This is a genomic window from Butyrivibrio sp. FC2001 (genome assembly GCF_000424125.1).
Classification (GTDB): domain Bacteria; phylum Bacillota; class Clostridia; order Lachnospirales; family Lachnospiraceae; genus Butyrivibrio.
This window is the reverse complement of sequence record NZ_KE384132.1, coordinates 314,062-337,987: the sequence shown is the minus strand read 5'-3', so window position 1 is coordinate 337,987 and position 23,926 is coordinate 314,062. Positions and strand designations below refer to the sequence as shown.

Annotated in this window: 18 protein-coding genes and 1 tRNA gene; all 19 read right to left on the bottom strand. The window is 41.1% G+C overall.

Annotated features, from left to right (window positions below; genetic code table 11):
• Positions 1-18 precede the first annotated feature (18 nt).
• Positions 19-702 (bottom strand): F0F1 ATP synthase subunit A, encoded by a 684-nt coding sequence (locus tag G601_RS0115135; RefSeq protein WP_442852401.1) that lies wholly within the window; start codon positions 700-702, stop codon positions 19-21.
• 99 nt (positions 703-801) lie between these two features.
• Positions 802-2,715 carry a substrate-binding and GGDEF domain-containing protein gene (locus G601_RS0115130; protein WP_026665865.1) on the bottom strand — a complete coding sequence of 638 codons (1,914 nt, stop codon included), beginning with the start codon at positions 2,713-2,715 and terminating at the stop codon, positions 802-804.
• Between the two features lie 54 nt (positions 2,716-2,769).
• On the bottom strand, positions 2,770-3,681 hold the full coding sequence (locus G601_RS0115125; RefSeq protein ID WP_051205899.1) for an HAD-IIA family hydrolase: 912 nt from the start codon (positions 3,679-3,681) through the stop codon (positions 2,770-2,772).
• A gap of 66 nt (positions 3,682-3,747) precedes the next feature.
• Positions 3,748-3,951, bottom strand: a complete 204-nt coding sequence (locus tag G601_RS23580) for a DUF6465 family protein (protein WP_049945310.1) — start codon at positions 3,949-3,951, stop codon at positions 3,748-3,750.
• Between the two features lie 101 nt (positions 3,952-4,052).
• On the bottom strand, positions 4,053-5,420 hold the full coding sequence (locus G601_RS0115115; RefSeq protein ID WP_026665863.1) for a hypothetical protein: 1,368 nt from the start codon (positions 5,418-5,420) through the stop codon (positions 4,053-4,055).
• Positions 5,421-5,451: 31 nt separating this feature from the next.
• Entirely contained in the window at positions 5,452-6,132 is a 681-nt protein-coding gene (locus G601_RS0115110) for a UDP-N-acetylglucosamine pyrophosphorylase (protein WP_035790943.1), read from the bottom strand.
• Between the two features lie 64 nt (positions 6,133-6,196).
• Positions 6,197-8,284, bottom strand: a complete 2,088-nt coding sequence (locus tag G601_RS23575; RefSeq protein ID WP_035790822.1) for a DNA topoisomerase — start codon at positions 8,282-8,284, stop codon at positions 6,197-6,199.
• Positions 8,277-9,656, bottom strand: coding sequence for an ATP-binding protein (locus G601_RS0115100; RefSeq protein ID WP_026665861.1), 1,380 nt, complete (start codon positions 9,654-9,656; stop codon positions 8,277-8,279). The genes G601_RS23575 and G601_RS0115100 overlap by 8 nt, the downstream gene beginning before the upstream one ends.
• A 38-nt stretch (positions 9,657-9,694) precedes the next feature.
• The gene (gene asd / locus G601_RS0115095; RefSeq protein WP_026490608.1) at positions 9,695-10,780 is read right to left on the bottom strand and encodes an aspartate-semialdehyde dehydrogenase; all 1,086 of its coding nucleotides are present in this window, start codon (positions 10,778-10,780) and stop codon (positions 9,695-9,697) included.
• Positions 10,781-10,822: 42 nt separating this feature from the next.
• The gene (gene argH / locus G601_RS23570; RefSeq protein ID WP_051205897.1) at positions 10,823-12,232 is read right to left on the bottom strand and encodes an argininosuccinate lyase; all 1,410 of its coding nucleotides are present in this window, start codon (positions 12,230-12,232) and stop codon (positions 10,823-10,825) included.
• A gap of 153 nt (positions 12,233-12,385) precedes the next feature.
• A tRNA-Thr gene (locus tag G601_RS0115085) sits at positions 12,386-12,458 on the bottom strand.
• A 74-nt stretch (positions 12,459-12,532) separates the two neighbouring features.
• Positions 12,533-13,441 carry a mechanosensitive ion channel family protein gene (locus G601_RS0115080; RefSeq protein ID WP_051200456.1) on the bottom strand — a complete coding sequence of 303 codons (909 nt, stop codon included), beginning with the start codon at positions 13,439-13,441 and terminating at the stop codon, positions 12,533-12,535.
• Positions 13,441-15,996 (bottom strand): 1,4-alpha-glucan branching protein GlgB, encoded by a 2,556-nt coding sequence (gene glgB / locus G601_RS23565; RefSeq protein ID WP_051200453.1) that lies wholly within the window; start codon positions 15,994-15,996, stop codon positions 13,441-13,443. Before glgB ends, G601_RS0115080 begins: the two co-directional genes overlap by 1 nt.
• A gap of 75 nt (positions 15,997-16,071) precedes the next feature.
• The gene (gene dut / locus G601_RS0115070) at positions 16,072-16,509 is read right to left on the bottom strand and encodes a dUTP diphosphatase (protein WP_026490606.1); all 438 of its coding nucleotides are present in this window, start codon (positions 16,507-16,509) and stop codon (positions 16,072-16,074) included.
• Between the two features lie 136 nt (positions 16,510-16,645).
• Complete coding sequence (locus G601_RS0115065) at positions 16,646-17,605, bottom strand: ROK family protein (RefSeq protein WP_026490605.1); 960 nt, start codon at positions 17,603-17,605, stop codon at positions 16,646-16,648.
• Positions 17,606-17,618: 13 nt separating this feature from the next.
• Complete coding sequence (locus tag G601_RS0115060) at positions 17,619-20,738, bottom strand: EAL domain-containing protein (protein ID WP_026665860.1); 3,120 nt, start codon at positions 20,736-20,738, stop codon at positions 17,619-17,621.
• Between the two features lie 195 nt (positions 20,739-20,933).
• Positions 20,934-21,584: a fructose-6-phosphate aldolase gene (gene fsa, locus G601_RS0115055; protein ID WP_026665859.1), complete on the bottom strand. Its 651-nt coding sequence runs from the start codon at positions 21,582-21,584 to the stop codon at positions 20,934-20,936.
• 155 nt (positions 21,585-21,739) lie between these two features.
• A complete protein-coding gene (gene rnhA / locus G601_RS0115050; RefSeq protein ID WP_026665858.1) occupies positions 21,740-22,228 on the bottom strand; it encodes a ribonuclease HI in 489 nt (162 codons plus the stop codon).
• The gene (locus G601_RS23560) at positions 22,225-23,916 is read right to left on the bottom strand and encodes a MutS-related protein (RefSeq protein ID WP_051205895.1); all 1,692 of its coding nucleotides are present in this window, start codon (positions 23,914-23,916) and stop codon (positions 22,225-22,227) included. Before G601_RS23560 ends, rnhA begins: the two co-directional genes overlap by 4 nt.
• Between the last annotated feature and the right edge of the window lie 10 nt (positions 23,917-23,926).

Here is a 23,926-nt window from a genome sequence, read left to right as displayed (position 1 = left end):
TAAAAATTTCTTTTTTTATTATTCAATGGCCTCTTTTATGTAGAGTGATGTCAGGAATACGAAAACGTATGCCTGGATCAGGCCATCAAAAATATCAAAATATACTGAAAACGCTGCCGGAACAATTACCGGAACTGCCATTTTCAAAAGCTCCATGATTACCGTAGCACCGATTACATTACCAAAAAGTCGCATGCACAATGATAAGGGTCTGATAGCAAGCTCCAGAATATTCATGGGAGTTACAACTGCCATGGGCTTTGAAAAGGATTTAAGCCATTTACCAAAGCCCTTGTGATGTATTCCGGCTGCTTCAACAAGGATTATACTCATTAACGCAAGTCCTGCCGTAACATTGAGGTCCATGGTAGCAGGTACCTGTCCTACAAGTCCTACAAGGTTAGATGCACCTATAAATACAAGGACAACTGCCATAAAATCCCTGTACATATAGCCCTCTTCGCCGAGCATTCCTCCCGTTATTCCTCTTAAGCCGTCAACTATAAATTCCGCAACAAGCTGTTTGTTACTAATGTTGTGAACCTTCATATTACTGGTAAGCCACAAAAGCACTAATGTGAGCACCGCTATAACTCCCCAGGTCACAACAATTGACTTATTAATATCAAAAAAGCCGTTCATAAAGTCAAAGTGTATGAGCACTTTATCCTCTAACAACAGCTCTTTTAAAAGTCCACCAATATCCATAATAGTACCGTCCCCAAAAACAATTAGTATAATTTTCAACAAATATTATTATACTTCCTGGGGACGGTTTTCACAATTGCCAATTACTAAAATTTAAGTTTCCTCTTTATGATGATTCTTTTTCATTTCGTACATTTTCTGGTCACTTTCCGCAAGACAATCCTCTATTCTTGTAGCCTTATCAAGGACTGTCGTGTGCCATCCGATCGAGATACTGAGCTTAAAAGGAAATGCTCCTGAAGCATTTCTTTTCTTCATTCCGCTCTCGATCTTTGCGGCCACATCTACAGGGGAAGCCTTCTTTGCAGGAAATACCATCAGAAATTCATCCCCGCCTGTTCTTGCGCAAAGACCGCTGTCGGGGCATTTTTTCTTAATTATCTTAGCCGCAGCGGAAATGGCAAGATCACCGGATTCATGTCCAAGCACATCATTTATCTTCTTTAGCCCGTCCAGATCAAGAGTCATGAAAGCTATCTCTTCTCCAGTCTTTATCCACTCTTTTCTGTTCTGGGATACAAACTGATCAAAGCCTCTTCTGTTGCTGAGCTTGGTCATAAAGTCTGTTAGGCTCTTCTGCTTTGACTGCTCAAGAAGATATTTCAGCTCAGATGCCATATAATGCTTATTTATCGCAAGTGATATCTTTAATAAATAGTCAAAATAATACTGATCTACAGTATCGTTAAGACTCTGGAACTCAGACACAACAAATCCAATACAGTTATTGCTGTCGTGCAGCAGTGAAAAATATACTGTCCTTGGCTTTTCATTTTCAAATTCATTTATAAGCTGAGCGGTATCAGTTCTGATCTTTCTTGTATTTTCAGGAAGTCTTTTCCCATCTCTGTAGCCAAAAACCTGCTCAACCTCATCTGTGATATCCTCCTTGAAATCTCTTCCTCCGTTTTCATTATCACGGCCGGAAAGGAAAATAAAGAAGGATTTATGCTTGATTACCAGGTTGATATTTTTCTGAATAGTTTCGAGGAGCTCCTCCATGGTATCACAGCCATCAAGTCCAATCTGGAACATAGTCTGATTGTGAGGCTGCCCAAGAAGATGGCTCATCCTCTCATAGTACTGATTAAGCTGATGCTGATAAGGAATCACAACCTCTTCACCATTACAGCCGCAGCTTTCCCTGTACATGATCTTGGCAGGTACAGCATTGCCCGACTTTATATACTGCTTGTTAATGAGCTTATCAACAAGCTCTATGGTGCGAATATTCATGGCCTCGATATCAACGCTAACCGTAGTAAGCGTCGGATGATATTCAACAGCCTCAGCTATATCATCAACTCCTGTAACGATAAGGTCGCCGGGTATATCAAGTCCGTGTTCTATGGCAGCATTACAAAGCGCTCTGGCCATGTGATCATTAGCGCAGATAATAGCATCCGGAATATGATCAGGGTCAGCAAAGAAATATCTGAAGGCTTCTTCACCCTTAAATCTCCACATATCACCATAGAAAATGGAGTTCTCGTAGATAGGAAGCTCTTTATACTTCATTATCTTTTTGTATATTGCGAGTCTCTCATTACTGTCATAATGGTGCGGATATCCTGCCATAAAAGCGATATTTTTGCAATGATGGTAATCAGCAAGATGATTAACCATATTAATGATCGCATCATTGGCATTACTTGTAACACTATAAAAGTCCTTGTATTTTTCCCTGAAGCTGATTACAGGGCAGGTGGCTCTTTTCCTTAGCTCGTCCTCAAGGACCTGTCTTATTGATTCTCTGTCAAAGGTATCAAATGCCACGATTATGGCATCCATGTACTCGATCGGAGCAAACTTTATCATCTTCTCATTCATCTTGTTGAAATCACTCTCATCATCGATGACTTCGAAGGTCATAAAGAAAATGATGTTATAATCCTTTTTTCTGGCCGCACTCGAAAGAGAATGACAGAACCTCTTCTGAAATCTCACTTCAGAGCAATTGAAAAATACGCCAATATTCTTCTTTCTGTTCTTTGCTTCCCTATCCACTTTAACCCCCATAAGTTAATGTGACCTATAATTTGTACATATATTTTAGAATATTTATAGTATTTTTCCAAGCTCTGCAACGTTATCAAGTGTATAATCCGGTTTCTTTTTCATTTCTGCAATCTCTGCTTCATTACATTCACCGGAAAGTACACAAACAGAAACAGCGCCTGCATTCTGGGCAACAGCTATATCCGTATAAAGCCTGTCACCAACACAGCAAATCTTTTCATTGGGGATCCTCTTCATCTGAGAAATGATATCCACCATTTTTCTGTTGGGTTTACCTATGTATCTGGGCTCTTTTCCTGATGAAGCAGTAAGAAGCGCACATATACTTCCGCAGTCTGGAAGCACCTCTCCCTTAGGCATAGGACATACCCAGTCAGGGTTAGCTGCAATAAACGCCGCATTTTTTCTAAGATAATGAACTGCCAGATCGAGATCTCTGTATACAAGCTCAGTATCAAAGCCCACGCATACAACCGGAAGATTATCTGTTACATCAAGGTATTCCCTGAACTCCTCAGCGCTGCCCATGCCCTTTAATCCATAGTTATTATTTATATAAAAATCGTTATCATCATAGTCCTTAGAGTTAAATACCTTTAGCCCCGCAGCTTTAAGCTCGTTATAGAAGGTTTCTGTTCCCACAACAAAGATTAATCTGTCAGAGCATCTAAGTCTTAAGTATTCGGCAGTTGCCATCCCTGAGGTGTAGATATTTTCCGCCTCGCAGGGAAAGCCCATGCCCTTAAGTCTTGCAACATAATCACTTCCTGACCTGGAGGAATTATTTGTCATATAGATGTACTTTTTTCCAAGTCTGTCAAGGGTATGTATGAACTCGATCGCCCCGTCAAATACATCATCTCCGAGATAGAGTGTTCCATCCATATCAAGAAGGAAAAGCTCGCAATTTTTAAGTTTATTCAAATCAGTCTGAGCTGATAAAGCCTTATTCATATAAAAAATCCTTTGCAAAGAAAAGACCTCAGGCATAAACCTGAGGCCTTTAAAATAATTCAAAAATTAAAGATCGATGCTGCCTGTCATCTTGTTATTTACTACATAATAAGCCTTGTTCTCTTCAGGCTTAACGTAAAGCTCAAGATTCTTAGCACCCTTAACACCATATTCTGCCTCATAAGCTGCCTTGGCTCTCTCTACGAGATCCTCTGAAGAAATACTCTTATCAGCATACTGAAGCTCGATTTTTGTCTTAATAGCTGCCATAACAATTTCCTCCTCGCAAAAAATTTCATAAAACTTTTTTATGATTATAATACTGTTATATAGTATTCGTCAAATAGTGAACGCCAAAACATGCTTAAAATTTAGTTTTCTACAACAGGTACATAAAACTCCATAGCCTGATCACCTTCAAAAATAGCTCTTGTATATAAAGACTTCTGATCACGCCTGTAAGTAAATTCGCCATATTCCGTTATACTGTCTTCACAGGGATAAAAGAAGGAATATGCATAAACTTCCCCATTCTGCTCAGTAAGTACAAGCCTTATATCGCGGCTACCAGATGCAAATTCTGTTTTAATATATAATATGCATTCGTACTTACCATCCTGATTTATATCAGCATATTTCTTATCAACAAGCTTTATGTTGCTACCTGAAGAATTCTTTAATACATCACTTGTAAAAATATTATTAAAGGTAATCTGTCCCTGATCCAGTGTAAACTTGTCGCCCTTATAAAGATATATCTCCTGATTATCAGTAATGACCTTTTCAAAAAAGTTTACATCATCGAAGGGGTAACTTGCAGCTTTAATCTCGCCCCTGTTACCACTTATGTAGCTCATTATCTCATCATACTTCTCAAGAGGAAGTGTCATGTTATATCTGCAGTGTGCTAATTCGTATGAACCCGTAACTATATCCCAGGGACTTTTATAGCGTGCTCTTTTAAAGTAGCTCTCTGTACCTTCTGCATGTTCTCTATGCAGCTCTTCCTCAATCCTCTGTCCGTTCTGATATGAGATTCTGTAGCATACAGCTTCCTTAGCTGTATATCTGTAACAGAGCATTCCGTTTTCACCGGGGTCTGTGTACAGATCAGTCAGTGAGAGATCAAAGTCATCATCGAGAACAACCGCATTGTCGCCATCCATTGTATAGATAACGCCTTTGTAGTCACTATCCATATAGGCTTCATCAAGAACTCCGTAGCTGAGAATAAGCTCCGGCATGTCGTCCTTATCTATGTCATATAAATAATATGAGTCATAGGGATACTTATTTTCCTTACCGGCTTCTTCATCCTGTATCTTCTTATCAGTCTCTGCTTTGATAATCTCGGCATAAGCCCTTACATAGGGCTGAAAATCATCTGAATAGGCCTTGGAGATTATGCCATCATTCTTTTTCTTTTCCTCAGACTTTTTATCTGCTTCATCATCTGAAAAAGTTTTTTTCGAAGAATTATCAGTAGCCCCATCTGTTCCTTTATCTTCTTTATCTACCTCGGCTTCCTTTTTGAGCTCAGCCTCTTTAGAATTCTCGGCCAGCTTTTCCTCGAGTCCTTCTTCAAATTCTCCTATTGCATCAGCTCCCTTGTTTACAGAGCTCCCAATAGTATCTATGCCCTTAGTAACCTTACCTATCGTATCGTCAACGATATTACTGCATCCTGTAAGAGATGTTACAAGAGCCCCCGTCATTATAAATGCTACTACTCTTTTCATTTCCCCTTTTATACCCTCTATAGTTATTTTTTTAATCTTCGTTCTTCGGAACAACAACGCCCTTTTCCTTGTAGATGTGCTTTGCAGGAACGCAGCCTCTTACAGAAGAAAGCGGATAAATATTGCTCCCACGTCCGATTACTGTTCCCGGATTAAGTATACTTCCGCAGCCAACCTCTACGTTATCCCCAAGCATTGCTCCCATCTTCTTAAGGCCGGTCTCTACCTTATCATCAGCGCCGTTTTTTACAACAACAAGCTTCTTATCTGACTTAACGTTAGATGTGATCGAGCCTGCTCCCATGTGGGACTTAAATCCAAGGATTGAATCGCCCACATAGTTGTAGTGAGGAACCTGAACCTTGTTGAACAGAATTACATTCTTAAGCTCTGTTGAATTACCGACAACAGCTCCCTTACCTACAATAACACTTCCTCTGATAAACGCACCGGGACGGATCTCAGCATCCTCATCGATGATGCAGGGACCTGCAATGTAGTTGTTCTCTCTTGATAAAAACTTTACGCTCTTGGCAATCCAGATATCATCACCGATCTTATCAAACTTATCAGCAGGCAGTGTCTTACCAAGCTCTACGATAAATTCCTTGATCTTGGGCAGAACCTCCCAGGGGTAAGTAGCTCCCTTGAAAATATCTGCTGCAATTGTCTCGTTTAAATCATATAAGTTTTCAATTCTGTATTCTTCCATAATCATTTCCTTTCGTTCCCTCTTTTAACACTATGTGTCGCATCACCTTTTACGGTGGAAGGATTTATGATTTCTTACTTTTGCTTTTTGTCACTTTACTCTTGGCAGGTGCCTTTTTGTAATACTCTGCAGATGCCATAAAGAATCTTTGCATATGTGATCTCATATCGTTCTGCTTAACATAATTGGTTCTTCTCGTTATGAAATCCGTGAGCTTTTTCATGTACTCATCTTCTGATATCTCACCCTGCTCAACCTGGGTAAGTCCCTTCTCCCAGCTTGCTGTAAGAGAAGGATTGAGCATAGGCTTCATGGACACAAAAACCGTATCATATATCATCTCACCCATCTGAGTAGGCGTGATTATCTGAGTCTTTTTATTAAGTTCCAAATATCTGTTTTTAACAAGCTTATCAAGGATACCTGCTCTTGTGGCGCTGGTGCCTATTCCGGAGCCCTTGATCTGGGATCTTAATTCCTCGTCCTCAATAAACTGACCTGCATTCTCCATTGTAAGTATAAGCGTTCCTGAGTTATATCGCTTAGGAGGTGTGGTCTCACCCTCCTTAATGGAAGCAGCTGTCAGGTCGATCTCATCACCCTTCTTAAGCTTTGAAAGAGCCTCAAAGAGGCCTTCATCTGCTGCTGCATCCTCGGCATCATTTTCAGCCTTTTCGTCCTTCGTATCTTCCTTGTTTTCCTCCTCCTTCTTTTTACTAAAGGAGTAATCCATAACATGAAGATATCCCTTGGAGCTAAGAAGCTTAAAGCCCGCATAGAAATGCTCCTCAAACTGAGGATCCAATGTGGGCACTAACATCTCCATCTTAATCTTTGAATACTGGGCAGCAGGATAAAATACAGCAAGAAATCTTCTTACTATTATCTCATATACCTTAGCTGCAGTTGGACTAAGCGAGCTTATGGAACCAAGTCCCTGCCCGGTAGGAATTATCGCATAGTGGTCAGTAATTGCCTTGTCATTTACATACCTTGTCTTTGCGATATCCTTATAGGATTCATGCTGCAGAATTGCTTTTGCAAATATAGATGCAGGCTCGTAGGCTGTAAGTCCCTTAATATTTTTATCTATCTCCTTAGAGATCGCCGTACTAAGTACTCTGGCGTCCGTTCTGGGATAAGTAGTAAGCTTTTTCTCGTATAGCTCCTGGGCAATTGCCAGTGTCTGATTAGGATCTATCTTGAAAAACTTGGAGCAGTCATTTTGCAGCTCCGCAAGGTTATATAAAAGCGGAGGATTTTTCGTCTCCTTTTTCTTTTCAAGAAGAAGTATCTTTCCTTTTACAGGGAGCTGTCCAAAGGACTCTATAAGAGCCTTGGCTGATTTTTCTTTCTTAAAGCCCTTCTCACTATATAGCTCGAAGGAACCGTTATACTTACTCTTTTCCTGGACGCGCCATTCGGCAGATATACTTTTATCACCGATAGCAAAATCTCCAAGCACTCTGTAGAAGGGAGTCTTGACAAAGTTCCTTATCTCCCTCTCTCTGTCAACAACTATACCGAGCACGCAGGTCATAACACGGCCAACCGCAACAACACATTTATCCAGACCAAGAAAAGTTCTGATGGAATAACCATACCTAAGAGTCAGTGCTCTTGAAAAGTTAATACCCATCAGATAATCTTCCTTAGCCCTCAGATATGCAGCTGCTCCGATGTTATCGTATTCACTGTCATCCTTGGCTTCACGTATTCCTCTAAGAATTTCGTCCTCAGTCTGTGAATCGATCCAGACTCTCTTTTTCACCTTGCCTGTTACCTTGGCTTCCTGATCAACAAGTCTGTAAATGTATTCTCCTTCACGTCCCGAGTCAGTGCAAATATATATAGTATCCACATCATCACGTGTAAGAAGCCCCTTAACTATATTGAACTGCTTAGCACTCTGTGGAATAATTTCGTACTTAAATTGAGACGGAATAAATGGAATTGTGTTCAATGACCATTTGGCCATTTTCTCATCATACACCTCAGGATAACTCATCGTCACCAGGTGTCCTACACACCAGGTGACGATAGCTTCTTCTGATTCCATATATCCGTCTTTATTAGAAAAATTATATTTTAATGCAGCGCCGAAAGCCCTGGCAACGCTGGGCTTTTCGGCAATAAAAACGCTTTTAGGCATTCATCATTTCTTCCAATTCTATAAGTTTGATGGACGCTTCTTCTTTTGCGAGCTCCTTTAATCCGTCCTCAAATCCTACGGCAGAGAAGAGGTAATAGTAATCGGGATTAACCCTTGCTCTCTTACAGCAGCTTCTAACCTTTTCAATCGCATCAACATCCATCTTGGAATCCCAATAACATACACCAACAAGTGTATCACCGGATTCACTCTGAGCCACAATATCAAGGGAATCAACCTTGCCGACCCATTCACCCTCTTCATCAATTACAAAGGGTAATCTTCCGTATTCTGAAAGCTTCACAACATACTCCCTGCAGACAGCTCTGAAAGCGGATGCAACATATTCTGACAATCCGGGCTCAACAAATGTAGCATAAAATTCTTCAGAATCCATTCTTATAATCTCAGTAAGATGTGCGTAGAAGAATCTGTAGAAGAAATGAGCCAATGGATCACATATTCTGTATACACCCTTCTGCACATTTTCATGTCCGGTAGTAGCAAAGGAATAAACCTTTTCTACCATTCCAAGCTCGATAAGGCTCTTTAGATAAACCATTATCTTTGCTCTGGAGAAGCCGGTTGCATGATGAATATCATTTAACTTATTCTTGCCATTTGCAAGACCATACATGATGGTATTGTAAACAGCTGTCTCTCTGAGGTTTTCTTCGAGAATCTTAAAGGTCTCTCGAAGGAGTACGCTGTTAAGCACATCCAGGAATTTCTCACACACATTCTGTTTGAAGGTCTTATTCTCATCAAAATAGGACCAGAGTCTTCCGTTACCTCCAAATACAGCATAAGAAGTAACAACATCCCTGTCACTCATTTTTGAGAATCTTCTTCTCATCTCCTGGAATGAATAGGATTTAATCTTGAGGAAGCCTGAAATATTGGCAGCCTGTGCGCCAATCTTCTCAACCATGTTATTCTCAATCCATGCGGCATTAGAGCCCATGAGAACAACCATCATCTGAGGATGGCCGCTTCTGTAGATCACAGAGCTTATCTCCTCTATAAAGTTTGGAGAAGCTTTTATAATATCCTCAAAATTCTCAATAAAAACAACAATCGGCTTGTTCAGTTCCTTTGCATAGTTCTCAATAACCTCGGTTATCTCCTTATACGAAGGATACTCTGATATTTCTCTTCCATCCTTACGTATCATTTCGCCAATCAGATACTGCTGCAGCCTTTCAGAAGCTGAACATGCGCAATAATAAAGATACTCTTTATCATCTGCAAAAGTGGTTATTACGGTTGCGCTGCCAGTACGAATATGGCCATAGACTATAACTATCTGATTGTCCCCACTGTTATAGTAACCATTAAGTACTTCTAGTTCCTGAACCTTTGTCTTTTCCATATAAATTTTCCTCACCCCAGATTACTAATCATGTAAACTTATTTCTTGCCAATGTATCCAAGTGCCTTGAGGAGTTCAGCGCATTCTACTGCACCGCCTGCAGCTCCTCTAAGTGTATTGTGAGAAAGGCCTACAAACTTCCAGTCATATACTGTATCCTCGCGGAGACGACCGATGCTTACACCCATGCCACCTTCGTAGTTGACATCAAGTGAAACCTGCGGACGGTTATCCTCTTCAAGATACTGAATAAACTGCTTGGGAGCACTGGGTAAACCAAGCTCCTGAGGCTTGCCACTAAAATTCACAAGACACTTAATAAGTTCTTCTTTTGTAGCTTTCTTCTTAAATTTTACAAAAGCTGCGGCCGTATGTCCATACAAAACTGGAACTCTTATGCACTGACATGTAATAATCGGGCTTTCAGCAGGTACAATCACGCCATTTTCAATGTGTCCCCAGATTCTGAGAGGCTCTTTTTCACTCTTTTCTTCCTCACCGGAGATGAAAGGAATGATGTTGCCCTCCATTTCGGGCCACTCCTTAAAGTTTTTACCTGCACCGGATATAGCCTGGTAGGTTGTAGCTACTACTTCGTAGGGCTCAAACTCTTTCCATGCTGAAAGAGCAGGTGCATAGCTCTGGATTGAGCAGTTAGGCTTAACAGCAATGAAGCCCTTTGTTGTACCAAGTCTCTTCTTCTGGAACTCAATTACATCTGCGTGATGAGGGTTAACCTCCGGAATGATCATAGGAACATCAGGAGTCCATCTGTGAGCGCTGTTGTTTGAAACTACAGGAGTCTCAGTCTTAGCATACTCTTCCTCGATAGCCTTAATCTCATCCTTAGACATATTTACTGCTGAAAGGACAAAATCAACATCCTTAGTAACTTCTTCTACATTTGTAACATCCTTGATTACAAGCTTCTTAACAGACTCAGGCATGGGAACTTCCATCTTCCATCTGTCACCTACAGATTCCTCATAGGTCTGGCCTGCACTTCTGGGGCTGGCTGCAACAACAGCTACCTCAAACCACGGATGATTGTCAAGGATTGTAATAAATCTCTGACCTACCATACCTGTTGCACCAAGAATTGCTACTTTCAATTTCTCGCTCATTTTTTCAATCTCCTCTTTAATATTTGATAAATAAATTTTTTATTACTCCGTTTTAAAGCTTTCCACTCCAGTCCAGTAAGCCCCTAGTCTCTTATCGTTTCTTGCGATGGATTTCTCCATAACCTTAGGTCCCGGAGCTCCAACGGTAAGTCTCTTTTCAACACAGGTCTTAAGACTTATGGCGTCATATATATCTTCATCGAACTCAGGAGCAAATCCCTTAAGCTCTTCGATAGTAATATCAGAAATTCCACATTCCTTTTCAAGGCAATGTAAAACTATTCTACCTATAATACCATGAGCATCCCTAAAAGGTACACCCTTATTAACAAGATAATCTGCAGCGTCAGTTGCGTCGGTAAATCCTCTTATCGCACTCTTAGCCATCTGATCCTTATTAAACTTCATTGTTCTAAGCATATCTGTGAAAAGAACAAGGCAGTTCTTTACGGTATCGATAGCATCAAAGCTGACCTCCTTATCCTCCTGCATATCCTTATCATAGGCAAGCGGTATTCCCTTCATGGTAACAAGAAGAGAATTAAGTGCTCCGTATACCCTTCCTGTCTTACCTCTTACAAGCTCTGCGATATCAGGGTTCTTTTTCTGAGGCATAATACTGCTACCTGTGGAATATGCATCATCTATGGTCACAAAATTATATTCATTGGAATTCCAGATTATTACTTCCTCTGAAAATCTTGAAAGATGCATCATAATAATTGAAAGGGCTGATAAGAATTCAATAAGATAATCCCTGTCAGATACAGAATCCATACTGTTGGCAGTAGGACCTGTAAAATGAAGAAGCTCCGCGGTATAGTCTCTGTCCAGAGGATAGGTTGTTCCTGCAAGAGCGCCGCTTCCAAGCGGACAGAAATTCAGTCTTGTAAACACATCCATGAGACGCTGTGAGTCTCTGTAGAACATCTCAAAATATGCTCCCAGATGGTGAGCCAGAGTAACAGGCTGAGCCTTCTGAAGATGTGTAAAGCCGGGCATATATGTACCCAGATTATCCTTCATTATCTTATTTAATGTATCAAGGATATCATAGAGTGCTTCAGCAGTACTCTTTACTTCCTCTCTGATATAAAGACGCATATCAAGTGCCACCTGATCATTTCGGGATCTCCCTGTGTGCATCTTCTTACCGGCATCACCGATTCTGTCGATCAGATTAGCCTCAAGGAAGCTGTGAATATCCTCATATTTATCGGTAATCTCAAGCTTTCCGTCCTCTACATCTTTAATAATGGAGTCAAGTCCGCTGATTATCTGGTCTCTCTCGCCATCAGTTATAATGCCCTGCTTGGCAAGCATGGTAACGTGAGCCTTGCTGCCCTGAACATCCTGTTTAATAAGTCTCTTATCGAAATAAATGGATGCATTGAACTTCCATGCAAGCTCATTTATCTCTCCTTCAAACCTTCCACCCCACAGCTGCGCCATAGTTTTCTCCTTATAACGTTATTGTTTATTTTTTACAATATTCTTTACCATATCACAGTATTAAAGTGTTGGCAAGAATGAAATCGAGCAATTTTTGAATTCATTTTGTTAAAACAAAAACCCCACAGATGAAACTGTGAGGTTCTTCTTATAAGCTGGAAAAGGGACTTGAACCCTCGACCTACTGATTACGAATCAGTTGCGCTACCGACTGCGCTATTCCAGCAAATATCTGTGTCCTTCAAAAGGCACAGATATCATTATACTTATTACATCAGACTTTGACAAGCAAAAAAACTATCATCTCATGTGCACATCCATCTGAGGAAAAGGTATCTCAACACCTTCCTTATCAAAGGCTTTTTTGATTGCCTCATTCATTGACCACTTCGCCTTTACATAATCAGCAGGCTTAACCCATCCTCTGATTCTGAGGTTCACGCTGCTGTCAGCAAGCTCATCAACGTAAACTACCTTCTCATACTTATCAGAGATGAACTCATTTGCATCAAGAACTCTTGTTGCAACAGCTCTTGCCTTATCAATATCAGCGCTGTAGGAGATTCCTACCATGGTATCAAGGATTCTCATTGTGTTGCCGTTGTTGTTGGTTATGGTAGCTGATGCCAGCGCGCCGTTAGGAACAACGATTCTTCTGTAATCAGCTGTGAGCATTCTGGTATTGATAAGAGCTATCTCAGTGACAGAGCCTTCAATTCCTGCCCCATTAACAACAATGTAATCACCTACTCTGAAGGGTTTTGCAAGAAGGATAAGAATACCACCTGCAAAATCTGAAAGTGTTCCCTGTACGGCAAGACCGATAGCAACACCGGCAGAACCAAGAAGTGCTACTATACTTGCCGTATCCATTCCAAAGCCGGCAGCTATTGAAAATGCAAGGAATACCTCAAGCGATACCTTGACTACACTTGCCAGGAACTTGGCTGTTGCGTCCTCAATCTTTGTTTTCTTTAAGGACTTCTCCACCAGATTAGTTATAGCCTTTATGGCCTGCCACATTATTACAATGACAATGATGGCAAAAACGACCTTCACCAAAAGGGCGAAAGCCTTATCCGGGAGGTCCTTAAGATAATTCTGGATTACTCCCGGTTTTAAGTTTTCGTTTCCTGTTACCTCCGCCAAAGTCTCGATAGCAGTTTCAGCAGTAGCAGTAAGCAGCATGGGCGGTAACATCATATTCATTATTTATTGTCTTCCTTCTTTTCTGTCTTATTTACTGTCCTTTTCGCAGTAGTCTTTTTTGTTGTAGTTTTTGCAGCCTTCTTAGCTGTACCTGTTTTGCCGGAAGCCTTTGAAGCAGCAGCCTTCTTTGTTGCAGTCTTCTTAGCAACAGTCTTTTTACCTGAAATAGACTTAAGGGCTGCTTCAGAAACTATGCTTGAAATACGCTCTTCCTCAATCTGCTCGTACTTCTTTTCGATAGCCTCCTCCTGAGCTGCAAGCTCCTTCTCATAGCGCTCATGAAGCTCTCTTAAAAGCTCTGCCTCTTCCTTTTCCTGTCTGTTCTTCAGCTCTCTTAAGGTCTTCTCGCGCTCCTGCATCTTGTTGTTTGCTTCCTCTTCGCGGATCTTTCTGATCTTCTTCTCCTGTGTTGTGTAAGGAGTGTATGAGAAGATTGCAAGGGATGATGAAGCAACCTTGATCGGAATTGAATAAGGTCTACCGTCAGCCTCGTTAAAGCTGGCCTCAATCCTTCCGGGATTAACTATTCCGCTTCCGCCATAGCAGGTATCATCTGAGTTAAATATCTCATAATATTTACCATCGGCAGGAACACCAACCTCAAAGGTTCTGTCCACACCGGCCATATTAACAACAACTACAAGAAGGTCTTCATCCTTCTCGCCCTTTCTCATAAAGGACATCATGCACTCTTCAGCAGCCATACTGTTAATCCACTCGAAGCCACTGTCATTTACATCGATCTTATGAAGAGCAGGTCTGTTGTAATATATCTCATTAAGTGAATGGATCATGTTCTCAAGGAAAACAGCATTATCTATGCTGAGCTCATTGGGATCCATATAGATCATCTTCTTGCCGGGATGTGTCATAAGATAAGAAATTGCAAGTCTTACGCCAGCCATCTTCTGAGCTGAATCACCGGGCATAAGGTCATAAAGTCCCTCTAAGCCTTTTCCGATTTCCTCATGGGTAAATGCAAGAACAAATCTCTCTGTGTAGCAATATACAAGGGAGAATGTAAGCTCGTTGTGGTTACCTGATCTAAACAGCGGATCATTCTGGATATAATCAAGGAAGTCCTTGGTCCATCCATTGTTCCACTTATAGTCAAATCCAAGACCGCCATCATCAAGCTCTCCTGTAACCCTGGGCCAGCAGGAGGTCTCCTTTGTAAGTGTAAGTACGCCGGGATAGGTTGTCTTTAAAACAGCGTTGAAGTTGCAAAGGAAATCCTTAGCCTCAAGATTTTCATTGCCGCCATAAATATTAGGAACCCACTGTCCGGGCTTTCTGTCGTAATCAAGATAAAGGATCTTGGCAATATCAGCTACCCTTAGACCATCCAGGTGGAATGTCTCAACCCAGAATAAAGCACTTGAAATAAGGAAATTGGTAACCTGTTTTCTTCCAAAGTCAAATATCAGATCGCCGGTTCTGGGATGTACGCCCATTCTCGGATCGGGATACTCATAAAGAGCCTGTCCGTCAAAGGCATTAAGTCCGCACTGAAGCTTGGGGAAGAAGGTTGTAACAAAGTCCATGATTACTCTTATGCCTGCTTCATGCATGATATTAACGAACTTCTTAAAGCCTGCAGGAGAACCGTATCTCTTCTGAATTGAGAAGAATCCATTTATATGGAACGGATGTCCCGGAATGTGCTCCATAATGGGCTTAAGCTCGATTGTATTAAAGCCATGATCCTGAACATACTGAAGAATTTCATGAGCGAGCTCCTCGTAATCAGGAATATGATTCTGATGTCTTGCAGCAAAGGAATCAAGTGAAAGCTCGCAGATTGAAAGCGCATCCGTATCTCTGTTGAACTTTGCACGGTTCTTTATCCATGCAGCATCAGTCCACTTGATATCGTCTATAGGAGTAACCTGTGAAACCTCGTTCTCCTTATCCTTAAATGCATAGCCAAAGGGATCGGGTCTCTTAAAGATTACGCCGCCCTTTGTCTTGATCTCATACTGATATCCGTCACCGGCCTTTGCCTCAGGAATGAATATCTCAAAAATGCCGTCGTGATCAACACGCTGCATCTGATTTACTCTTCCATCCCAGTCATTAAAATCGCCGATTACGCTTACTCTGGCAGCATCGGGAGCCCAAACCGCAAAGGCGCAGCCCTTAACGCCATCAAGCTCAATAATATGAGCGCCAAGCTTTTCATGAATAGAATAATGAATGCCGCTATTAAACTTGATAAAGTCCTCACGATCCATTCTCGCAGAGAAATTGTAAGGATCTATGATCTCCTTAACGTCGCCGTTCTCAAGTTTTATTCTGTATTTATATTTGAAGTTCTCCTTATAGGGAACAAGAGCAGCATAAAAGCCTGCTTCATCAGCAAGTTCCATCTTATACTTCTTTGTTCCTGAATCCGGAACAACTTCTATTTCAACCGCCATTGGATAAAATGTCTGAATTAACAGATTGGAGCCCACCTTATGAGCACCAAGGATTCGATGAGGATCATCCCCGTCAGAATATATTATTTCTTCAATCTCAGGCCAGTTCATAAGTTTGTAAAGCTTGTTGTTCATAGTATTCCTCCTCATCTATGGCATAATGAATAACATCCAAAATTAATTATAGCACTTTTGCCAGTAACAATGTGCTTATTGTTTACCTGTTGAACCGAATCCGCCTGCTCCTCTTTCTGATTCTGCAAGCTCATCTGCTTCTTCAAATTCCACTGATAAATACGGCTGGATAATGATCTGCGCAATTCTCTCTGCAGGAGTTATAACTCTCTCAATATCTGAGTCATTATGAACTGCAACAATTATCTCTCCGCGATAATCAGAATCCACTACACCAACGCAGTTAGCAGGACGAAGTCCTTCCTTTGTTGCAATACCGCTTCTTGCATAAATTCCCCCAAAGTAGCCATCCGGAATTTCCATTGCAAGTCCTGTTCCTATCTTCTGTGTTGTGTGAGGTGCTATCTTTGTATCCTCACTGACATTCGCATAAAGATCATAGCCGGCAGCTGCAGCACTTCCTCTTGTAGGCAATGTAGCTGTATCGCTCAGCTTTTTAATATTTACTTTCATCAGGATTCTCCTTTGAATAAAAAAGACTTGTTGTCATTCTGCATACACAGATCCGCAACAAGTCTTATTATATAACAAATCAGCTAATATATCATCGTAAAAATACTTGTAAATTCACGATTTTTTAAATTCCGTATCACATATCCTCAATCATGGCAAGGGCTCCGTAGATATTGGAATCATCTCCGAGGGCTGCCTTCTTAAGTTCAACGGTTTTTCTGATGGAAGGCATGCAGTATCTGTCTACCTCTGCAAGTATCTTCTCCATGAAAAGATCGCCGACCGCTTCCATAACGCCGCCGCCATAAACAACAATGTCAGGACTTATGGTATTTATCATGTTACCTGTAGCAATTGCAAGATAGTGGCAGGCTCTGTCAACAGCCTCAAGAGTTACTGTATCTTTTGCAGCAAGAGCCTTCTTTAGGTTCTTACTCTTAAATACGCCGTTTTCAATAGATTCAGCCAGCATATTCTTGCGGCCTCTTGCTGTCTGCTGAAGGATATACGCGCTCATGCCCTTCTTACTTGAGAAGGCTTCAAGACATCCTCTCTGTCCGCATCCGCAAAGCGGTCCCTCGGGATCAAGGATCATGTGTCCGTATTCAGCTGCTTTATACTTATTACCGGTGAACATCTTGCCATCAAGTATGAGGCCGCCGCCCATTCCGGTTCCTACAAAGAAGCCAACAACGTTCTTATAGCCCTTTGCAACTCCGTATTTCCACTCACCGAGAACACCTACATTTACATCATTTCCGATGTAGAAGGGAATGTCGAACTTCTTTTCAATAGAGGACTTTATATCATAATCAGTCCAGGGAAGATTCGGAGAAGTAAGAATGATTCCCGAGCCCTGGTCTATAACTCCGGGTGCTCCCGCAGCTATCGCCTTGATTTCCTTCTTTTTGATACCCGACTCGTCGATCATATCCTGCACAACGCTGATTATCATCTTTTCAACATTGGCAGTGTCATCACCGGCTTCCTTAGTCTTTTTCTTAAGTCTGTAAACTATATCCTTTTTTTCGTCAAAAATTGCCCCAAGAATCTTTGTTCCACCAATATCAAGACAGATATTATACTTTCCAGACATCTTCTTACCTCCGCTAGCCTTCGTACTTTGAATAGTTGTTCTTTCCGTTTTCTTTCACATAGTATAATGCTTTATCTGCGTTTCTATATAATTCATTATACGCTTTTCCGTCTTCCGGGTATACAGCATATCCCACAGACATTGTGAATTTTACTTCTTCCCCATTGTAATCAACTATCTTATTATCTTCGGAAAACTGTTTAAGCAGCCTGTCCACTTCTTCTGTCGAGTGATTCCTTATTACTACCAGGAACTCATCTCCACCGATTCTTGAAGGATAGCAGTCATCTCCAAGATTTTCCTGCATTCTTCTGGCTGCGTCCTTTAGTACCATATCGCCGCAGTCATGTCCATAGTCGTCATTTATATGCTTGAAGTAGTCAAGGTCAAGAAGTATGAGCGCAAGGCTCTTCGTCTCCTCATCCTTAACAAAGGCATCAAACATTCTTCCGATAGTCATTCTGTTAAAGAGACCTGTAAGGGTATCTCTTTCAGCAAGGAATCTTATTCTTTCATTGGTTCTCGTAAACTGATCGATATCATATTTAAGAATATAAATATGAATATTATTATCCTGTCTTGTCTTCCTCATGCGATAGCAGAAATTCTGATATCTTGGCATATCATTGGCACCAGTCATCTCAAGGCAGACAATATGATCAGAGGTTGTTCCGTCATTGTACGCTTTAAGGAGTCTTTCATCATCAAAAAACTCAACCATTTTCTCTCTGTCCTCGGCAACAACCTGGGCATTTAGCATGCTTATCATAACTTCCTTAAACGGAAGCTCAATATATCCGGTCTCACCAAAATCAGATATCAGACCGCTCTGTCCAAGATGCATATACACCGTCTTCTTCGTACTGAGATTAGCCTCAAGATAGAAGGTGTTCCTGATGAACTGCTCAAAGGAACCATATCCAAGGGTATGCGTAAAGGCATCACTTGCAAGAAGCAGGAATGTAGGATCACTTGGCATGTCATAGTACTCTGATCCGCTCTGACTTATGTCAGGAAGCTTTCTCATGCGCTCCGCATCAATACTTCTTGCGCACATGATAAACATCTTATTGCCCTCAGAGACAATAGGAATGATCAGATACATGAGCCAGTTGTAATCGCCCTCTGCATCTATAGTTCTGAAGTAGTCAGTCAGATGGTCAAAGCTGTATTCCTCGATACGGTCATTAATTGTTGTAAGATCATAGAAATCAAGGAATGCTTCTCTGTCCTCGTTATAGATAGCCTCATCTGCGAAGGCCTTAATAGCCCTTGAATATGTACCCTTACCCATCTTGTGGGTGTACTTGGCATTATTCTCATATACGGTCTCAAAGGTATCCATATCGATATTTACAATATCAACACGGTTGTAGATCATATACAGGAACTTGATATGGGAATTGAGCTGAACTGCTCTTGCTCCCGGATCATCGTCCGTCATGGTCTCTGCAATCGCAAGAATCGCAGTCTTACCAATTTCCTTATTGGTGGTTATCTGCCTCAGCATTAGTCTGTTATAGCCTCTGCTGGTAACAAATTCCATCGCATGGATTTCATCATTATCCACACACTGTTGTGCAAGGAGCTTAATGTTTTTAGCAAGAGAATGCCTTGGTGAGTCAAGCAGATCATTGATAAATCTGACATCACCAATAAACAGCGGCTCAAATATATTATTAAAGTCCCTGCTGTACATAAGTACCTTGAAGTTTTTCTTGTTATCAAGCTCAAGTATTGCAAGAGGAAGCTGATTAAGGAAAATCGACTCCTCCTCATCAATATGCTTTTCTTCAATAGGAGTCTGGGAAAGGATATTTACATTACCAATTTCCTTATAAAAATGTCTCTCCGCTTCAGTCTCATACTCGAAGGGATATCCGCCGGGTGGATAATACCATAGCGGCACTGCCTCACTATAGAGATGTCCCTGAGTCATCTCACAGCCTGCCTGCTTTAGGAACTCAAGAATTTCCTCATCCTCAACACTACCCATCATTGTACGTATGCCAAGCTCCTTGACCAGGTTGATGACATTTTTCATCATAAGTCTTGGTGTCTTGTCATAGTTATAGCCCTCAAGGAAGCTGCTGTTTATCTTAACAGCATCAAAGGCCATATCATTCAATATATGAAGTGATGAATATTCACTTCCAAAATCATCAAAAATAATAGTAAAGCCGGCTTCCTTAAAGCGCTTCAGCTCGCGCATTATGCCCTTTCTGTCCATGGTGATCTCTGCTTCACTTATCTCTATCTGAATAAGATTTCTGGACAGCTTATATTTCTTTATCTCACCCTCAAGGAGACTTAGCATATCGCAAAGCTCAAAGTCCATTCTTGTAAGGTTAATGGAAACAGGAACAGGATCAAGCCCTGTTGTCTCCTTAATTTTACTCTGATCCTCGCAGACCTTTTTAATAACAAAGGAATCAAGCAGATATATCTTCTTTGAATTTTCAAGGACAGGTACAAAATCTTTGGGCATCAGAACTCCATATTCAGGGTTGTTCCATCTTGCAAGAGCCTCATGACCACATACCTTACCTGAATATGTATGGAAAATAGGCTGATAATATACCTCGATCTCGCCGTTTTCAAGAGCAGTTTCCAGGTGATGCACAACATAATGCTGCATCAGAATACTGTTATCAACATGCTCCTTATCATATATAGTTATTCCCTCTCCCTTGGACTCACCGTTGTAGCAGGCAATATTAGCATCCAGTATTATTTCCTCTGCATTCCTATCATAGGGATCAATGGGATAAATACCGGCATGCAGCTCCATACCGGTATGAATATAGACTTCATCAAAATCCTTACATATTCTTGTAATGAAGGTATCAACATCCTCAATATCAGTGATAACCGCAAAGGTAGAATCCTCCAATTTGCAGGCAATATCAACCGGGAAGGCATCTCTTATCTTATTTGATACAAACATGATAACCTGATAGCCTTCATCAAAGCCGTACTTCATGTAATACTGCACGAAATTATTTACAGCAAAATATACACAGCAAAAAGAAGCAGAGAAATCACCTTTTTCTGCTTTTTCATTAACCAAGCTAATAAATTCTTCTTTGGAATAAAGAACCCTGGATGGTCCTCTCTCTTCACTTTCTGCCATAAATAACCAGCCTTAATTTAGATTTAATACCTCAATTAATGTTAGCAAAACGGACGCTGTAAAACTATTAATCATATATAAAAAATTATTAAAAAAAAGAAGCACCATAAAAGTGCTTCTCTAAGGAAGTTCAGCTCTCGCTTCGCTCGCCAGAACACGTTCAAACTAGGCCAGGCAATACCTCGCCAGGTTTTCTCAGCCAAAAACTGCCTTATAATCCTTCTGGAACTTATCAATTCCGGCAGTTGTAAGAGGATGATTAACCATCTGAGCGATAACGCCATAAGGTACTGTAGCAATGTGTGCACCTGCAAGTGCGCAATCTGTAACGTGCATAGGATGACGAACAGATGCAGCGATGATCTCTGTATCGATACCGTGAAGGTCAAAGATCTGTGCAACCTCAGAAATAAGGTCTGTTCCTCTTGTGCTGATATCATCAAGTCTTCCGAGGAAAGGACTAACGAATGCAGCGCCTGCTCTTGCTGCAAGAAGAGCCTGGTTAGCTGTGAAGATAAGAGTCATGTTGACCTTGATACCCTCAGCTGCAAGTGTGTGGCAAGCCTTAAGTCCCTCTTCTGTCATAGGAATCTTAACTACCATGTTCTTGTGGATCTTAGCGATCTCGCGGCCCTCTTTGATCATGCCTTCAGCATCAACTGTTGTAGCCTTAACCTCGCCACTTATAGGACCATCTACGATAGAAGCGATCTCTGCAACAACCTGATTAAAATCTCTGCCCTCTTTTGCGATAAGAGAAGGGTTTGTTGTAACACCGCAGATAACGCCCATGTCATTTGCTTTTTTAATGTCTTCAACGTTAGCAGTATCCAAGAAGAATTTCATAATACACTCCATTCCGCTTAAAATTTTATTTAAGCTTTTTCTAAACTATTTTTCACACTATTAAAATAATATCATATTTTAGGGAGTATTTTCAATTCATATCATGCTAACTTTTTGACAAAAATTGCCTTTTACGGTAATTAGTTCATTTTACGCTATCTAAGATCTCCGCCATCATCATGGAGAAGTTCATCAGAAGGGCCATCGGCAGCAGTCGTTGCAAGACTGTCGCACCTCTCGTTTTCCGGATGTCCGTCATGTCCCTTAACCCAGTGCCAGGTGACCTGATGTCTTCCTGCAGCTTCAAGAAGTCTCTTCCAGAGCTCAACATTTTTAACAGGCTTTCCGTCAGACTTTTTCCAGTTTTTCTTAAGCCAGCCGTTTATCCAGTTTTCATTAAAAGCACTAATTACATACTTGGAGTCTGAATAGAGATCCACTACGCAGGGTCTGTTTAAGGCTTCAAGCCCCATTATCGCTCCCATAAGCTCCATTCTGTTATTTGTTGTCTTATCGTACCCAGCACTTAATTCCTTTTCATGGAGCTCGCCCTTTGAATCAACAAACTGTATAACGGTTCCGTATCCGCCCGGTCCATCCGGGTTTCCTCTTGCTGATCCGTCTGAATATATTGTCACATTCATAAATTCCAAATTCCTTTATCTTCAAATCTTGCAGCCATTTTCTCGGCCTCATCAACTATGCTCTCGTTGTAGCCAATTGTCCTTAAAAGACTGATGGCATTTCTTTTGGTGGCAGGACCATCCTTAAGAAGGTAATCGAAAAGGACATCTCCTTCCTTCATCTCGCCCTCAAAATGATGAACATCATAAAGCTCTCCCAAAATTTCGGACAGCTCACCATCATGTGTTGCCGCAAAGCACATCATACCGCCTTTGTTACCTGCGAAGTACTCCAGAATTTTTGAGGAAGCTGCAATACGCTCAACCGTATTGGTTCCGCGTAAAACCTCATCTATAAATGAGAGCACCGGCGCATCAAAGAAGCCTGCCGCATCAAGGATACGCTTAAGAGATTTTATCTCCACCATGTAATAGCTGTCTCCAAGCTTAAGGTCATCCTTAAGTGCCATGGAGGTATAAACTCTGTAAAGCGGAGCCCTGTATTCCTTACATAGGCAGGTATGGATTGACTGTGCAAAAACGCTGTTTATCGCACACATCTTTAGAAATGTAGATTTACCTGATGCATTTGAACCGGTTATAAGAAATCCTCTTTTTGCGGTAAATGAATTGGCAACAGGCTCATCCATAAGAGGATGTCTTCCCTCAGCAATAACATAATCAGAATCCCTTGAGAACTCCGGGATACAGTATCCATCCTTCAAGGAAGCTCTGTAATAATCTATAGACACACAGGCATCAATATAGCCTATAAGCGTTGTTAATCCATATACGCTTTCTATTTCATTCTTAAGCTTTCTAAGCATTGAATGATATTTTACAAGATCAAGATGTGTCGCCATTCTCACATAATCAAGAATCACATCAAAGGGATTTGAGGAGCCGGTAGCTCTTCCTGCAGACATGAGAATCCAGGAGCCTCTTTTAAAGCCCTTTAGGTTATTCTCATATTCAGCTATCTTTTTAATCTCATCCCCGAAAGCCTCTGACTTAATGCCCTTCAGCTCGCCTGCACCTCTTATAAGTCTTAGAACGTATGAAAAGGTGGCAAGATACGGGTCGATAGATGCCTTGATCTTAAAGTAGGCCATCATGTTTACACAAAGAAGCAGTGTAAACAGGCAAAAGCCCATTGTGAAATTAAGCGTTGCCATCACAACAATTGAAAATACATACAGGAAAAGAATAACCATCTCCAGGCCGGTATAGCCTGTCTTTGCATTATCAAGAAGCTTTAGATATTCCCAGATTGAATACCTGCCCATCCTTCCAACCTTGTGGAGGCTTTCCTTAAGGAGTATCCGCTCATCAGCATTACCTTTAAGAACCCCAAGGCTCTTTTCCATATTTGAAAAGGCATCCTCATTTTCTATTTCCGGGCACCTCAGCATATAGTAAAGGTACTCCTCACCCGAGGATGTCTCACAATAGTTAATCCTGTCGTAAACCTCATCCATCATAAGGTCATTCCAGGTTATATCATCAATGAAAAAATCCTTTTTGTTAGCGTTATAAAAACCGCTTAAACTGTCTCTTTCCCTCTTTATACAAGACGAAGGCGCAGAACCATATTCGTCTGCGCACTTCTTTCTAAAGCGTCTGCCTTCATCTCTTGAATTTTTTACCCCCAGAAGAAATATTATAAGGATAAATGCTCCTATAATACCCAAAATCATCCCAGCTGTCATACACTCTCCT